Below are 14,042 nucleotides of genomic sequence, written 5' to 3' on the forward strand. Positions count from 1 at the left end.
CCCCCTAAGCCGAGTTTTCAAGGTGCTGCGCCGTCCACTTGGTTTTCGAGACTGGCCTTTTAATTCTAACGTAAAGCCGCCGTTCTACGGCGGGGTTTCAGACCCAAAATTTCCGATGAAAAATCTCGTTTTTAGTGTCATGGGTTTTCTAACCACTATACTGCTTGCTTCCTCACCGGCCGCCGCTTGGTTCCATGCCGGGGGAGGTTCTTGGAGTGCCTCCGGTTTTCGCGGTACCGCCTCCGGGGGTGATGGTTCTTGGAGTGCCTCCGGCTATCGGGGTGGCTCGGCCTCCGGTGGTGACGGTTCTTGGAGTGGGACGGGATTCCGTGGCACCACTGCCTCCGGGGACGATGGTTCTTGGGGTGTCAACGGCTATCGGGGTGGCTCGGCCTCCGGTGGTGACGGTTCTTGGAGCGGTACTACCCCCTACGGAACCTCAGTTTATGGCTATCACGGCACCTACTACGGCGGCACCTACGCCACCTATCATCCGCCCACCGTTGTCAATAGTTACTACGGTGCGGGCTGTTATAACTGCGGTGGTTGGGCCGCAGCTGGAGCGGCGGCCACCACAGGAGTCGCCCTCGGCGCCACGGCTGCCACTGCCAATCAAGCGGAATCCTACAATGCAGGATTTGCGGCGGGCAGTGCCTACGCCCTCGGAGCGATCTATACTAACCTCCCAGGGGGATGCGTTTATAACCCAGTTGGTACAAGCACTTATTACCGCTGCGGTACGGCTTGGTTAAGTCCCGCCTACGGTGCTAACGGGGTTTACTATCGGGTCGTGACCGCACCTTTTTAAAGATTTATTAGCCTTGAATATCCCATGAGAAAACCTAACCGACATTTTTCCCTCGCTTTCCTTTTTAGTTCTCTCGCTCTCCTCGCTACAGGCAATCTGACTCTAAGTCAAACAGGTAATTCGATCGCTCAAGACCAAAACGCCGCTTTGCAAGCCGTCGCCAAGATGACCGAGGGACAGCGCACCTATTATCAGAATAACGGGAATTTTCGAGCGCAAGTTGACAATGTTCAAGAAGATTTCGGGGTTACTTTGCCGAAAACCTTTGATTATGCCATTCGCACCACTTCCGAGGCCGCCTATAGCTACGTTATCCCCGCTCGCTCAACCGTCAGCAATCAGCTAAAAGCTTATGTGGGTGCGGCTTTTATCACTCCTAACCAAGACCCGAAAATCACGACGATTATCTGTCAGAATACCAATCCCGGTCAGACGCGTCCGGCGGATCCGCAATTGGTGCGCGGCAATCAGTTTAATAACCCCGGAAAACTGACCCTCCAGTGCGGCGACTTCTCCGTACAGGTTCCCGCTTCCGAGGTGAACGAGTAGTGTTGAGGTTGGGAGAACAGTTAATTGTCTTGCTGGTAGCGGGCCCCGGACAGTTGATCACTTGACTTTTCGGGAACGATTTAATCCTCTCGGTAATCTGTCTAAATTTATCGAGTTTTTCTCTCGTTTTTAACAATTAATTATCGATTCAGTTGATCGGAGTATCTCATGAAAAGATCGATCGAAACCCTGAGCGTGATCGTATTAGGAAGTATTCTTTTCCCTACCGATGTCAGTTTAGCTCAAGTGGCCGAACCCTTCGCCTATCCCAGTCAAGGACAAAGCCAAGAACAACAACAGCAAGACCATTACGCTTGTTATTCTTGGGCAAAACAGCAAACCGGGGTCGATCCCAGTCAGCCGGATCAGATATCCCCCGCCACTGCCGCCCAATCCTCGCAACAGGGACAATTGCTTCGCGCAAGTGCCACAGGCGCTTTATTAGGAACGGTCGGAGGAGCGATCGCTGGGAATACTGGGGAAGGTGCAGCGATCGGGGCGGGAGTCGGGGCTTTGGCGGGACTGTTCCGAGAACGAGAAGAACAACAGCAGGCCGAGCAAGCGCAAGTCGAAGCGACCCAAGAGGAAAACCAGCGATTACAAACCTACTATCAAGCCTGGACAGCCTGTATGGAGGGACGGGGTTACAGCGTCCAGTAATTTTCGGCGATCGCAGAAGCAGAAATCTCTGGAAATCCGCTTCCTTTCCCCGTTATTTCTGTCCCGAAATCTAAGCGATTTTTGACATAACCGGTTAACCATGTTGAGAAAACTGCCAACTCTACTCGCTCACTTTTTCCACCTGACAAAACGCTCGCCCTTAGTCGCGGTCGTTCTCGTCCTCGTGACCGTCAGTTCGCTGATCGAAAATTTGGGTTGAAAACCCCGCCCCTTTTAGGGCGGCTTTGTGTTAAAGTCTTGCTGGTCTAAAAAACCCGCCTTATCATAGATACGACCGAATAAATATACTAGGTTGAAATTCCTGCAACGGGTCAACGATGAGTAAGGGGAAGCTGACGGCCGCTGGGAACTCCATGCTAGAGGCAAAACATACCTTGTGTCGGTATGTATAAACCAAAATTAAATCAGTCGCCGTCGGGCATAATGTTTCTATGAGTACCGAAAATCAACCTCCTAAAGTCGCTATCTTACTCGCTATCATAGCTCTGATAGGAACATTGGGTAGTGCAGTGATTGCCAATTGGGGACGATTTTTCCCACCAGCTGATCAATCTTGTAATCTACAAGGTATTAAGATTACTGGTGTGCATATCTCATCCAAATCACAGCGGAATGATGCTCAAGCCTATTTAGATGAAATTAGAAAGCAGCGTCCTGATTATATCCCAGACAGTCCTCAACTTGTTTCAAAAACAAACAATGATGATGGTACCTTTCCTAGTAAAAACATTTCCGTAAGGGTGTTCTACAGAACTGACCGATGTGCAGCGGATTTAGTGACCGGATTATCACCTTCTAGTCAAGCAATAGTTGATCCACATTATGACTATGAAAATAAACCAAAACAGGGTACACTAGAAGTGTGGTATCCATGGATTAACAGATCGCCATAATCTCTTGTAAGTTGAGTGCGATCGCTGTCTTGTTATTGATTAAATCTTAAAACCGCGATCATTTTGGCTTTTAAAAGAGTGATTGCTGTCACATTGTCGATTAAACTTGCAAACTGCGATCAATTGGGCTTTTCAAAGTGCGATCGCTTTTTGAATCAAGAGGCGATCGCCAATGAGTTTCTTCTGTTAATTTATTGAGGAAAAAACGATGAATTATCGTCAACGGATTACAATTAACCCCTCCATTCGTAGCGGAAAGCCCTGTATTATTAATACTCGGATCACCGTTAATGATGTTTTAGACTATTTAGGTGGAGGGATGACCATTGAGGAAGTTTTAGACGATTTTCCCGATCTAACCTTAGAAGATATACAAGCCTGTTTCGCTTTTGCCGCTGACCGCGATCGCCATCTGATGATTATTCCCAATGAAATTACTGTTTGATGAAAATTTATCACCCAAATTGCCACGTTTACTAGCTACTGAATTTCCGAATAGTCTTCACGTTAGGGATATTGGGATGAAAGGATTTGCTGATGAAATAATTTGGGAATATGCCAAAAATAATAATTTCACTGTGATTTCTAAAGATTCGGATTTTTATCAACGGGCATTACTTTACGGTCATCCACCCAAATTAATTTGGCTTCGGATTGGGAATTGTAGTCGTGACATTCTCTTGCAATTAATCACAAGATATAAAGAGCAGATTGAGGTTTTTTCCAATAATTCTGACTCAATATTAATCCTTGCTTGATATTTTTTAGTCTGATCGCCGCTCTGGTAGGGTGCGTTAATGAAATGTAACGTACCTTATTTGTTCGAGATTTGTTGTACAATGCGTACAGGAAAATTGTAGTGCGATGCCGAAGGCACTGCGTAGCAGTACGCCGATATGTAGGTTGAGGTGACGAAACCTAACAAATCTAAATATAACCCTATCATGTGTAACCCCAGATGTTATTAACTAGATATAACATCTCGATAAAATGGAGATAGAATGGGACAATAATAAAGCCGCTTCCAACTTGATCAAGCACAAGATTGATTTTGAGGATGCAAAAAATATTTTTCTAGATCCCAACCGTTTGGAAAGAGAAGATAAACGTGATTATGATGAAACCAGAATTCAAGTAATTGGTATAGTTAATCAAGTAGTTTTATGGCTCTTCGGTTTGTGTTATGCAATGGACGGGAGTTATAAGGGATGGAACCCTTATATAGAAAGGCATTTAGCGATTTTTGTTAATTGTTTTTTTCTAGAGCGAACTAATCAATCATACCAAGTAACGAAGAACCAGTTTTATTTGTTGTCTATACCAAAAGAAACGGCAGATATCGTATTAAGTAGTCATGCAAAATTAATTACCTGCCCGATCGAGCTAAAACCCTTACGGGGCAATGATCGTCATGTGTAAATAATTTTGCCTAGGTACTTATTTCAGCAAGGAGAGCCAATAAAAATGAACGACGACAATATTACCAGAGTTAAACTTGATCCCCAAAAGGCTAGTCATGGCAAGACAGATTGGGAAAAAGTCGAAGCAATGACTGAGGAGGAAATTGACAAAGCCGCTGAAGCAGATTCGGACTGTCTCCCCTTATCTCAACAAGAATTAAATGAGTTTCGCCGTATATCAATACAAACACCGATCTTGTAGTGCGGTCTGCTAGGCTTCGCCCCTCTTCGAGAACGCTGTGCCTTCGGCAACGCCGTCCTCTTGTTGATTAAACTTTAAAAATGCGGTATTGTATTACTGTCATCATAGTGCAGTCTGCTAGGCTTCGCCCCTCTTCGAGAACGCAGTGCCTGCGGCAATAAATAATGAATAGGTCTCAAGCTTTCAAGGTGACAAGTAAATGATACAGAGCTATACGGCTAAATACACTAAAATTGATACAGGTTATATGGGGCAACTCGTTGAGTGGACAGAAGTTGTGACCGAAGGTAAATATCTGGAGGAATGCAGACAGATGTTGCGAGATGCTACCCAGGAAATGGTTTTAGCCTATCAACAGCAGAATAAAGAGATTCCGCTAGGCAACAGCCTGATCGAACAAATCCCCGTTGAGGTTAATTATGTCGGTCAAACGGCGTGATTTAGTTCGCTACCTTGAAGAAAACAGTTTCTATCTTTTGAGAGAAGGTGGTAATCACTCAATTTATGACAGCATCATGACCAAGGATAAAGCCGGCGTCGTCAAAACCCTTCAGGAGAACCGCTATTGGACTTTTTAGTTTGGCAAGGATCATATTTTAGACTCTCGATCGCAAATTTAAAAGGAGCCCTCAAGATGACCCAAGACAAACCGATCCAACGCCAAATTCTACCGATTCCCGACTTGACCCCCTTCGGTCTAACCACCTACGACGCCAAGAATCCCGACACCCACTATCCCCCGATTCGAGATATCCGACCGCCGGCTGGCGCACCCAACGTGCTGATCGTGCTGCTCGATGACGTGGGTTTTGGAGCCGCCAGTGCCTTCGGTGGTCCCTGCAATACGCCCACTTTCGAGCGATTAGCGGCGGCTGGGTTAAAATACACCCGTTTTCATACCACTGCCCTCTGTTCTCCCAGTCGTGCGGCTTTGCTCTCCGGAAGGAATCATCACTCGGTCGGCATGGGCAACATCACCGAAACCGCCACCTCCGCCCCTGGACAGAGTTCCGTCCGTCCCAACACCAAAGCCCCCCTTGCCTTAACCCTGAAGCTAAACGGCTATTCCACGGCGCAGTTCGGTAAATGCCACGAAGTACCGGTTTGGCAAACCAGCCCGATCGGTCCCTTTGACGCTTGGCCCTCTGGCGGGGGTGGATTCGAGTATTTCTACGGCTTTATCGGTGGCGAAAATAACCAGTGGGAGCCGGCACTGTACGAGGGAACAACCCCGATCGAACCGCCGAAAACTCCGGAGGAAGGCTATCACCTGACCGAGGATCTGGCCGATCGAGCGATCGCTTGGATTAGTCAACAAAAAGCTCTCGCCCCCAATAAGCCTTTCTTTGCCTACTTCGCCCCCGGCGCAACCCACGCCCCCCACCACGTCCCGAAGGAGTGGATCGACAAGTATCGAGGCCAATTCGCTCACGGTTGGGATCGCCAGCGTGAGATCACCTTTGCCCGACAGAAAGAACTGGGCGTAATTCCCCAAAATGCCGAACTCACCCCCCGTCACGCCGAAATTCCCCCATGGGATGACATGGACGAGCGCCTGAAGCCGGTATTAGAGCGCCAGATGGAGGTGTACGCCGCCTTTCTGGAACATACCGATGATCAGGTGGGACGAGTGATTCAAGCCTTAGAAAAGCTAGAAATCCTCGACGATACGCTAATTTACGTCATCGTCGGTGATAACGGTGCCTCCGCCGAGGGAACGCTTCAGGGCGCGTTTAACGAGATGGCCAACTTTAACGGGTTAGCGGGTCTAGAAACCCCGGAATTTCTCCTCTCGAAACTAGATGAATTCGGTGCGCCCGATTCCTATAATCACTACGCGGTCGGTTGGGCCTGGGCGATGAGTAGCCCCTATAAGTGGACGAAACAGGTCGCTTCCCACTGGGGCGGCACCCGCAACGGTACGATTGTTCGTTACCCCAAACTCATCCAGGAAAAAGGCGGGATTCGTCACCAATTCTGTCACGTCATTGATGTGGCCCCGACGGTGTTGGAAGTGGTAGGCATTCCCGAACCGACGATGGTTAACGGTGTCCTACAAAGTCCCTACGAGGGTACGAGTATGGTTTATACCTTTAACGACGCAGCCGCCCCCGAACGTCATGATGTGCAGTATTTCGAGATGTTTGGCAATCGGGGCATCTATTACAAGGGTTGGAGCGCGATTACCAAGCACCGCACCCCGTGGGTGATGACTGGACAGACGATGGTTCCTTTCGACGATGATATCTGGGAACTATACGACGGCAGTACGGATTGGACGCAAGCTCGGGATCTCTGCCAGGAAATGCCAGAGAAACTGCACGAACTACAGCGACAATTTCTGATCGAGGCGGTTAAATATAATGTACTGCCCCTAGATGATCGCCAAGTGGAACGGATCGATCCCGCCACCGCCGGCCGACCCACCCTCGCCAGGGGGAACTCGCAATTATTTTTCGCCGGAATGGGGCGTTTGTCCGAAAATAGCGTCATCAACATCAAAAATAAATCCTTCTCGGTAACGGCGGAACTGGAAATTCCCCCGGAAGGCGCGGACGGGGTGATTATCGCCCAAGGCGGCCGCTTCGGTGGTTGGAGTGTCTATAGCCACGATGGAAAAGCCAAGTTCGTCTATAACGTGCTGGGGATTGAAAGTTTTGTCACCGAGGCGACGGAGACGATCCCGGCTGGCAAGCATCAGGTACGGATGGAGTTTGCCTACGATGGTGGTGGTTTAGGACGGGGGGGAAATGTCACCCTCTACTACGACGGTCAACCGGTGGGTACGGGTCGGGTAGAACGAACTCAGGCTTTTATTTTCTCCGCCGACGAAACCACGGATATCGGCTACGAATCCGGCACCCCCGTGGCGGCGGAATATACCTCGAAAACCAGTCGTTTCACCGGCAAGATCGGTTGGGTTCAACTCGATCTGGGTACGGACGATCATGACCACCTGATCGACCCGGAGGAACGTCTGAAAATTATCATGGCCCGGCAGTAGAAAAGGGGACTTGTGATACTGGTAGTTTTATCTAGACTATCCCTCGGTTAAAAGCAAAAAAATTGAGCTTAAATTAGCAACTTTGTCCTATGGAATGGTCTTTTTTGAGAAACTTTGCCATCACTTTATTCGCCCTCTTAAATCCTCTGGGGATGCTGCCGATTTTTATTAGTTACACCGCTCGCGAACGTAAAGAAGTACAACGACTCGTGGCTCTATTTGTCTCGTTAACTGTCTTGTGTTTGTTATTAATTTTTATGTTTATCGGAACGCCAATGCTAAAATTCTTTGGCGTCACCTTAGACTCTTTTCGCCTGGCTGGTGGCGTGCTTTTGTTGATTATCGGTATCAACATTGTTAACGGTTCTGGGGCAGGGACAAAAGAGCTTTTAATTAATGAGCAAGGCGGGGATTATCTCAGCGAAGCTAAGTCAGTTTATCGGCAGATTGTTATTCCTATGGCTATGCCTTTATTAGTGGGTCCTGGGGTTATTGCTAACGTTATTCTTTATGCCAGTGAAGCCGAATCAAGGGTAGGTAGTGGTACGGGCATTGAACTGATTTTGATGACAATTTTAGTCAGTTTTTTAGTCTTTCTCATCCTCGCGGCTGGCAAATGGTTACAAAGACTTTTAGGAGATATTGGCTTGAGTATTACTCAGCGAGTTATGGGCCTATTTGTAGCGGCGATCGGAGTACAATTTATGGTGACAGGTTTGATTAATATTTTTGTCGATCAGATCGTTCCGAAACTACCATCATAGCCAATTGCTAATTAGTCTAAATAGTTAGCTAAGAAAATTACTGGAAATATCAAATAAGCTGTTGTATATTTAAACTGGGTATTAAGGAGAGCAATCATGAGAAATTCTGAGCAATTGACCAAATCCCTGAAGCGTTTTCGTTATACACTTTTTCTGGGAGTAGCGGCCATGGCAATCAATAGCTGGGGGATGCCCAATATTTCTGTAGCCCAGACTACTCCTGCTCAAGAAAAAGTGCAGTTAATGTTCGTGCAAACGGCAGAAGATATTAAGGTAGATCCCGTCGCAAAAACAATTCGCCTGGTGAATGTCAACAAACAGACATTATACTTTTCCGATCGCCCAAACCGGATTGCTGGTAATCTGACCATGGCCGCCTACATGGACGAGTGGACAGCCAGGGCGGGAAAAGATAATTTTGCCAACGATCCCCCCAATGCTACCCTCTCGGTCTATGAACCTGGCCGTCAAGACAATACCATAATTGTCGTCGAGATTAGCAATCCCGTCATCGATGGCAAGGACTTGATTTACAGCTACAAGCTAATCGAAGGGACTCTACCTAAAACCGGCGGGGCAACTTCCCTATTTATCGATTGGATTGGTGTTGGTGGTGGTGTCGGTCCTGGCTTTTACGGGGTGGGGGCCGGTACCCGCGGGGTCGGTTTATACGGTGGTTACGGTGGCCCCCTGCGCTATTAATACACTTGTTCTAAGCAGCCTGTAAATTTATCTACCGATGAGGAGAATTCCATGAGTTACAGATACATCAATCAATTAGCCACACCCGAAAATTTGCATCGATTTCTGGAATTTGTCGATCTAGCGGCCGGCGCTGGCCAAGAAACGGCTAATGTCTGGGAAATCGAGCGCCGATTGGTCAATAGTCGCCCGATGGAGTTATGTGTAAAAGCAGTTCTGCAAGAACCAGCTTCCGCTCAATTAGTGCAAGAAAGATACATCGGCAAACCCTACGATCTCGAAGCAATGTTAAAAATGCCGAAAGGTTCTCTCGGTTGGACTTACGGCACAATTATGCACACTTTGGGCTATGATCCGCAATTTTATCCCCAACGCGAGCAATTTGATTCCGATGCCGACTATATTGGTTTTCGCATTGATAAAACCCACGATATCCATCACATTCTCACCGGGTTTAGTTTAGATACTCTTGGAGAATTGGGAGTAATTTCTGTCACGGTCGCTCAAACTCGTTATCCTACTTTTCTCCTCATCGATATCCTCTCTTTACTGATGACTTTTTTTACCAGTGATACTCTGTTAAGTGAGGTAGAAAGTGATGCCGATTTAAATAAAACTCTCGGTTACAAATTCGATTTAATTTCTCGGGGAATTACCATCGGTCGCCAGGCCCAACCTCTATTCCCGATCAAGTGGGAAGAAGGATTAGAAAAACCCTTAGATCAATGGCGTGAAGAACTGAATATCAAACCAGTTTTAGACGGGCCTTGGAGTTGGTACAGTTGCCCGGAATTACAAGCAGCGATCGCATAATTTACCCCGCAGATTTTTATGAGAGAATAGTTAGGGATAATTCTGCTTTGATCTATGGTCAAAAAAACCGCTAGAAAACCCAGCTATACTCAAATTCGCTGGCTCTGTCAAATAATTGTCGCTCTGATTGTCTTAATGCTGCCGGTAACTATTACTCTGCGACTGGTTTTAGCTTTTCTTTTCGCTTTGATAGTGGCAATTATGTTACTAGCTTACAGAATTTCTTGCCTTGCCCCCTGGCAGCTAGAACTATTAAAACCTCCCAATCATCGGGGGGCATTTCTGGAATCCCTATTTTATACGATCGGCAGTTTCGGACTATTAATTTATCTGATCGCTTCCGAACACGCCATCGTTCATTTTGCCTGTGGTTTTTTGGGTATTATTAGTGCTTGGTTAGCCATACAATTGATCTACAGCCAAGAATATGCAGTACGCTACTATCACGATGGTAAAGGCCTAGTTTTTCCCGATTGCGATCGACCTAATTGGACGGAATTTCTCTATCAAGGTTTTTGTATGGCGGCTTGTTATCAAACCTCTGATACAAGTATTAATAGTACGGCAATGCGGCAGCTGGTAGCAACCCACGGGATGCTTTCCTATTTTTTATCCGTCTCGATTATTGCTATTATTTTTGGCATGATTGGTAATTTACTCTAAGCAAAAAAGATATTTTATTAAGGAAGTCATGGTTCATCAGAAAATTAATCTCGATCGCCTCAGTCCGGAAGAAGCACTAATTACCCCCACCTATGCTTCCCGCGCCCTGACTTCCGCTGTACCTAAATACGAGATTCCCGAGGGAGAAATGCCGCCGGCGGTGGCCTACAATTTAATCCGCGATGAACTCGCCCTTGATGGTAATTCTCGCCTGAATCTGGCTACTTTTGTCACCACTTGGATGGAACCGGAAGCCAAACAATTAATGGCGGAAACCTTCGATAAAAACATGATTGACAAGGATGAATACCCACAAACCGCCGAAATTGAACTGCGTTGTGTGAATATGATCGCTAGACTCTGGAATGCTCCCGAAAGCGAAGCTGCAACCGGTTGTTCTACCATTGGTTCCAGTGAAGCGGCGATGTTGGGAGGCATGGCTTTAAAATGGCAATGGCGCAAACGCCGACAAAAAGAGGGTAAACCCACCGACAAACCTAATTTAGTCATGGGCATTAATGTGCAGGTTTGTTGGGAAAAATTCTCTCGTTATTGGGAGGTAGAACCGCGTTTTGTGCCGATGGAAGGGAGTCGTTTTCATCTCAATGCGACCGAGGCAATTAAACTAATTGATGAGAATACGATCGGGGTAATTGCAATTATGGGTAGTACCTTTGATGGTAGTTACGAACCCGTCCAAGAAATTAATGATGCCCTGGAAAAATTGAACAGAGAAACCGGCTGGCAAGTTCCCCTGCACGTCGATGGTGCTAGTGGTGGTTTTATTGCCCCTTTTCTCGATCCCGATTTAGTCTGGGATTTTCGCCTCAAATGGGTTAAATCGATTAATGCTTCCGGGCATAAATACGGTTTAGTCTATCCCGGTGTCGGTTGGATTATCTGGCGAGATCGGCAAGAATTACCAGAAGAATTAATCTTTCATTGTAATTATTTAGGCGGTGATCTGCCTAATTTTGCTCTGAATTTTTCTCGCCCTGGTAATCAAGTAGTCGCTCAATATTATAATTTTTTACGCTTGGGTAAAGAGGGTTATCGACAAATTCATCAAGCCTGTAGAGATACGGCCCTGTATTTATCGGGGGAAATCGCTAAGATGGGACCGTTTGAATTGATTACCGATGGCAGCACTATTCCAGTTTTTGCTTGGAAATTAAAGGAGACAATTAGCGATCAATCTAATTATAGTTTATTCGATTTAGCTGATAAATTGCGCGAGCGGGGTTGGTTAGTTCCTGCCTATACAATGCCCAAAAATCGCCAAGATTTAACCGTGCAGCGCGTGGTGATCAAGGAGGGATTTAGTCGTGATATGGCGGCTCTGTTGTTGCGGGATATTCACTCAGCGATCGCCTTTTTTCAATCTCAGTCTAATTATCAGTCAAAATTATCTGGTTCCCATTTTCATCACTAACAGATGTTGAGGAAAAACTCGCTTAAATTCCCTAAATATTGGCAACCCTTACAAAGTCCTGGTGTTGCCAATTTTTCCACTCCTGTCTCAACCTAGGCTCTCTGCACCTCATCGAGGACAGTAATGCCTAAATATTACCCGAATACACACAAAAAAATCTGACTTAATCCTATGCAATTTGTACCAGTTGTCGATATTAATCAAAGATATTTAATGCTAACTACACCATCTAAAGCTAGAGGATGGATGAAAAAAATTGGGCATACCTTGGTCATATTTTTTGTAGTTTTACTACTGACTCTAACCTCCCCTCTTTTGGGAATAGCTCAAAATCCGACACAACTGGAAAATAAAATTGACGGCTTTCCAGTTATGTTAGATGGAAAACCCCTCTTTTTTATCCGGCGGGGAGTTTCTTCATTTTCGGCGGAGGAGAGAGCTAACGCTATTACCCGGAGAATTGAAAGAATTGCTCAAAATGATTCTATTCCTGTTGATAACCTGACAATTAAGCAGATTCCTGATGATAACTCACTTTATTTAAGTGTAGATCAAGAAGTAATTCTAACGGTGACGGAGCGAGATGCAAAAGCCTATCGTTCAACGCCGGAGGTTTTAGCTCAACAAGCTTTACAAAAAATTCAGGTTGCTATCGCTCAATATCGCCAAGATCGAAAACCCGAACAACTACTTAAGAACATCATTTATACGGTTATAGCCAGCTTTGCCTTCCTGATTATTAGCTTTGCAGTTATCAAAATTTCAGGGAAGCTATTTCCCTTTATTAGACGTTTGATTGAATCCTTGACGCCAGGCATTCAAATCGGGAATGTTGAGATCATATCTTCCTCTAATATAAGCTTTTTTTGGCTGCGAGTTCTTCGGATAATTCGCTTGTTTGTTCTGTTTTTATTATTATTTAATTATGCTACATTTGTCCTTCGTTTATTCCCCTGGACAAGAGTTTTTGGCGAGGGTATTTTAGGTTATTTTTATCAATCATTAGAACTGGTTTTGTCGTCCATTGGCAAATATCTTCCCAATGCCTTTATTATTGCCATAATCATTTTTATAACTTACTACTTAATCCGGCTAATCAAGCCCTTTTTTACAGCAATAGAAAGAGGAAATCTGGTTATTCCGGGTTTTTATACTGATTGGGCTAAACCGACTTACAATATCCTATTAGTCATAATTCTTGCCATAGCAGCAATAGTGGCTTTTCCCTACTTGCCCGGTTTTAATTCTCCAGCTTTTCAAGGCATTTCTGTTTTTCTTGGTCTTCTTTTATCCCTTGGTTCTACTTCAGCGATCGCCAATGTTATTGGGGGAATTATTCTTATTTATACCCGTGCTTTTCGCATCGGAGATCACATTCAAATAGGAGATGTAATTGGCGATCTAATTGAAAAAAACTTCCTAGTTATTCGCATTTGTACTCCTACTAATAAAATCATTACTATTCCTAACTCGTCTTTATTAAGTGGTAATGTGATTAACTTTAGTATTTCCTCACGGGAATTAAACAGAAATCTAATTATTCAGACAACGATTACCCTAGGGTACGATCTGCCTTGGCGAAAAGCCCACAAAACCTTAATTGAAGCGGCTCTAGAAACTGAGCATATTCTCAAAGAACCCGCACCTTTTGTCCTGCAAACTAGCCTAGATAATTTTTACATCAGTTATCAATTAAACGCTTACACTAACCAACCCAATTTGATGGTAATAATTTATTCAGAACTCCATCAAAATATTCAAGACAAGTGTAATGAAGCTGGGATTGAGATTCTCTCTCCCAGTTACACCTCCCTACGAGATGGAAATACAACAACCATTCCCGAAAATTATTTGCCTTCCGATTATGTCGCGCCTCCCTTTCGCGTTCAATCTTCAGACAATCAGGAAAACAACACATTTTGACATCCTCACCGCCGTAAACGGACGGTGACTCCCAAACCTCACGATTTAGGTTTCTGCTTCTTTCCCTTGCGGGGTTCCGCACCTGCCTTAACAGATTTACTCTGTTCTGGTCTTATGGTCGCTCTACAGACTGACACCGCAAGCCCTG

At 45.6% G+C, this 14,042-nt stretch carries 17 protein-coding genes; 16 read left to right on the forward strand and 1 reads right to left on the reverse strand.

All coding sequences use genetic code 11. From position 1 onward, the window contains the following. Positions 1 to 115 precede the first annotated feature (115 nt). From EWV66_RS03520 to EWV66_RS03530, 3 genes are all read left to right on the forward strand, one after another. Entirely contained in the window at positions 116 to 808 is a 693-nt protein-coding gene (locus tag EWV66_RS03520) for a hypothetical protein (RefSeq protein ID WP_052276980.1), read from the forward strand. A gap of 24 nt (positions 809 to 832) precedes the next feature. Beyond that, positions 833 to 1,357: a type IV pilin-like G/H family protein gene (locus EWV66_RS03525; RefSeq protein ID WP_002764743.1), complete on the forward strand. Its 525-nt coding sequence runs from the start codon at positions 833 to 835 to the stop codon at positions 1,355 to 1,357. A 168-nt stretch (positions 1,358 to 1,525) separates the two neighbouring features. Then, positions 1,526 to 2,017: a glycine zipper family protein gene (locus EWV66_RS03530; protein WP_052276979.1), complete on the forward strand. Its 492-nt coding sequence runs from the start codon at positions 1,526 to 1,528 to the stop codon at positions 2,015 to 2,017. Here the strand turns inward: EWV66_RS03530 and EWV66_RS03535 are convergent. Next, the gene (locus EWV66_RS03535; protein WP_158499355.1) at positions 2,002 to 2,166 is read right to left on the reverse strand and encodes a hypothetical protein; all 165 of its coding nucleotides are present in this window, start codon (positions 2,164 to 2,166) and stop codon (positions 2,002 to 2,004) included. The two genes, EWV66_RS03530 and EWV66_RS03535, sit on opposite strands and share 16 nt — an antisense overlap. A gap of 303 nt (positions 2,167 to 2,469) precedes the next feature. Here EWV66_RS03535 and EWV66_RS03540 point away from each other — a divergent pair, with 303 nt between their 5' ends. The 13 genes from EWV66_RS03540 to EWV66_RS03600 all read left to right on the forward strand — a co-directional run bounded on the left by EWV66_RS03540 (position 2,470) and on the right by EWV66_RS03600 (position 13,894). Next, positions 2,470 to 2,931 carry a hypothetical protein gene (locus tag EWV66_RS03540; RefSeq protein WP_287107761.1) on the forward strand — a complete coding sequence of 154 codons (462 nt, stop codon included), beginning with the start codon at positions 2,470 to 2,472 and terminating at the stop codon, positions 2,929 to 2,931. A gap of 208 nt (positions 2,932 to 3,139) precedes the next feature. Then, positions 3,140 to 3,376 carry a DUF433 domain-containing protein gene (locus EWV66_RS03545; RefSeq protein ID WP_002788903.1) on the forward strand — a complete coding sequence of 79 codons (237 nt, stop codon included), beginning with the start codon at positions 3,140 to 3,142 and terminating at the stop codon, positions 3,374 to 3,376. Further along, entirely contained in the window at positions 3,360 to 3,689 is a 330-nt protein-coding gene (locus EWV66_RS03550) for a DUF5615 family PIN-like protein (protein ID WP_002788902.1), read from the forward strand. The genes EWV66_RS03545 and EWV66_RS03550 overlap by 17 nt, the downstream gene beginning before the upstream one ends. Positions 3,690 to 3,921: 232 nt before the next feature. Beyond that, positions 3,922 to 4,350 (forward strand): BrnT family toxin, encoded by a 429-nt coding sequence (locus EWV66_RS03555; protein ID WP_287115905.1) that lies wholly within the window; start codon positions 3,922 to 3,924, stop codon positions 4,348 to 4,350. Between the two features lie 45 nt (positions 4,351 to 4,395). Then, complete coding sequence (locus tag EWV66_RS03560; RefSeq protein WP_002788900.1) at positions 4,396 to 4,593, forward strand: hypothetical protein; 198 nt, start codon at positions 4,396 to 4,398, stop codon at positions 4,591 to 4,593. Positions 4,594 to 4,792: 199 nt separating this feature from the next. Next, positions 4,793 to 5,032: a type II toxin-antitoxin system HicB family antitoxin gene (locus EWV66_RS03565; protein WP_002788899.1), complete on the forward strand. Its 240-nt coding sequence runs from the start codon at positions 4,793 to 4,795 to the stop codon at positions 5,030 to 5,032. A 195-nt stretch (positions 5,033 to 5,227) separates the two neighbouring features. Continuing rightward, positions 5,228 to 7,597, forward strand: a complete 2,370-nt coding sequence (locus tag EWV66_RS03570; protein WP_052278480.1) for an arylsulfatase — start codon at positions 5,228 to 5,230, stop codon at positions 7,595 to 7,597. Between the two features lie 89 nt (positions 7,598 to 7,686). After that, the gene (locus tag EWV66_RS03575; protein ID WP_072926628.1) at positions 7,687 to 8,361 is read left to right on the forward strand and encodes a MarC family protein; all 675 of its coding nucleotides are present in this window, start codon (positions 7,687 to 7,689) and stop codon (positions 8,359 to 8,361) included. A gap of 96 nt (positions 8,362 to 8,457) precedes the next feature. Next, the gene (locus EWV66_RS03580; protein ID WP_052276976.1) at positions 8,458 to 9,063 is read left to right on the forward strand and encodes a hypothetical protein; all 606 of its coding nucleotides are present in this window, start codon (positions 8,458 to 8,460) and stop codon (positions 9,061 to 9,063) included. Between the two features lie 51 nt (positions 9,064 to 9,114). Then, positions 9,115 to 9,876: a Coq4 family protein gene (locus EWV66_RS03585; RefSeq protein WP_002760903.1), complete on the forward strand. Its 762-nt coding sequence runs from the start codon at positions 9,115 to 9,117 to the stop codon at positions 9,874 to 9,876. A gap of 54 nt (positions 9,877 to 9,930) precedes the next feature. Next, positions 9,931 to 10,539: a DUF1345 domain-containing protein gene (locus EWV66_RS03590; protein ID WP_052276975.1), complete on the forward strand. Its 609-nt coding sequence runs from the start codon at positions 9,931 to 9,933 to the stop codon at positions 10,537 to 10,539. Between the two features lie 28 nt (positions 10,540 to 10,567). Further along, complete coding sequence (gene gad, locus EWV66_RS03595) at positions 10,568 to 11,971, forward strand: glutamate decarboxylase (RefSeq protein ID WP_052276974.1); 1,404 nt, start codon at positions 10,568 to 10,570, stop codon at positions 11,969 to 11,971. A 171-nt stretch (positions 11,972 to 12,142) separates the two neighbouring features. Further along, entirely contained in the window at positions 12,143 to 13,894 is a 1,752-nt protein-coding gene (locus tag EWV66_RS03600; protein ID WP_284525805.1) for a mechanosensitive ion channel family protein, read from the forward strand. The last annotated feature ends 148 nt before the right edge of the window (positions 13,895 to 14,042 follow it).

The sequence above is a fragment of the Microcystis sp. M_OC_Ca_00000000_C217Col genome, assembly GCF_007095585.1.
Lineage (GTDB): Bacteria > Cyanobacteriota > Cyanobacteriia > Cyanobacteriales > Microcystaceae > Microcystis > Microcystis panniformis.

Coding starts and splice junctions, on each gene's coding strand:
- EWV66_RS03570 (WP_052278480.1), top strand. CDS start 5,228: ATGACCCAAGACAAACCGATCCAACGCCAAATTCTACCGATTCCCGAC.
- EWV66_RS03575 (WP_072926628.1), top strand. CDS start 7,687: ATGGAATGGTCTTTTTTGAGAAACTTTGCCATCACTTTATTCGCCCTC.
- EWV66_RS03600 (WP_284525805.1), top strand. CDS start 12,143: ATGCAATTTGTACCAGTTGTCGATATTAATCAAAGATATTTAATGCTA.
- EWV66_RS03585 (WP_002760903.1), top strand. CDS start 9,115: ATGAGTTACAGATACATCAATCAATTAGCCACACCCGAAAATTTGCAT.
- EWV66_RS03555 (WP_287115905.1), top strand. CDS start 3,922: ATGGAGATAGAATGGGACAATAATAAAGCCGCTTCCAACTTGATCAAG.
- EWV66_RS03520 (WP_052276980.1), top strand. CDS start 116: ATGAAAAATCTCGTTTTTAGTGTCATGGGTTTTCTAACCACTATACTG.
- EWV66_RS03560 (WP_002788900.1), top strand. CDS start 4,396: ATGAACGACGACAATATTACCAGAGTTAAACTTGATCCCCAAAAGGCT.
- EWV66_RS03540 (WP_287107761.1), top strand. CDS start 2,470: ATGAGTACCGAAAATCAACCTCCTAAAGTCGCTATCTTACTCGCTATC.
- gad (WP_052276974.1), top strand. CDS start 10,568: ATGGTTCATCAGAAAATTAATCTCGATCGCCTCAGTCCGGAAGAAGCA.
- EWV66_RS03565 (WP_002788899.1), top strand. CDS start 4,793: ATGATACAGAGCTATACGGCTAAATACACTAAAATTGATACAGGTTAT.
- EWV66_RS03545 (WP_002788903.1), top strand. CDS start 3,140: ATGAATTATCGTCAACGGATTACAATTAACCCCTCCATTCGTAGCGGA.
- EWV66_RS03580 (WP_052276976.1), top strand. CDS start 8,458: ATGAGAAATTCTGAGCAATTGACCAAATCCCTGAAGCGTTTTCGTTAT.
- EWV66_RS03530 (WP_052276979.1), top strand. CDS start 1,526: ATGAAAAGATCGATCGAAACCCTGAGCGTGATCGTATTAGGAAGTATT.
- EWV66_RS03550 (WP_002788902.1), top strand. CDS start 3,360: ATGAAATTACTGTTTGATGAAAATTTATCACCCAAATTGCCACGTTTA.
- EWV66_RS03590 (WP_052276975.1), top strand. CDS start 9,931: ATGGTCAAAAAAACCGCTAGAAAACCCAGCTATACTCAAATTCGCTGG.
- EWV66_RS03525 (WP_002764743.1), top strand. CDS start 833: ATGAGAAAACCTAACCGACATTTTTCCCTCGCTTTCCTTTTTAGTTCT.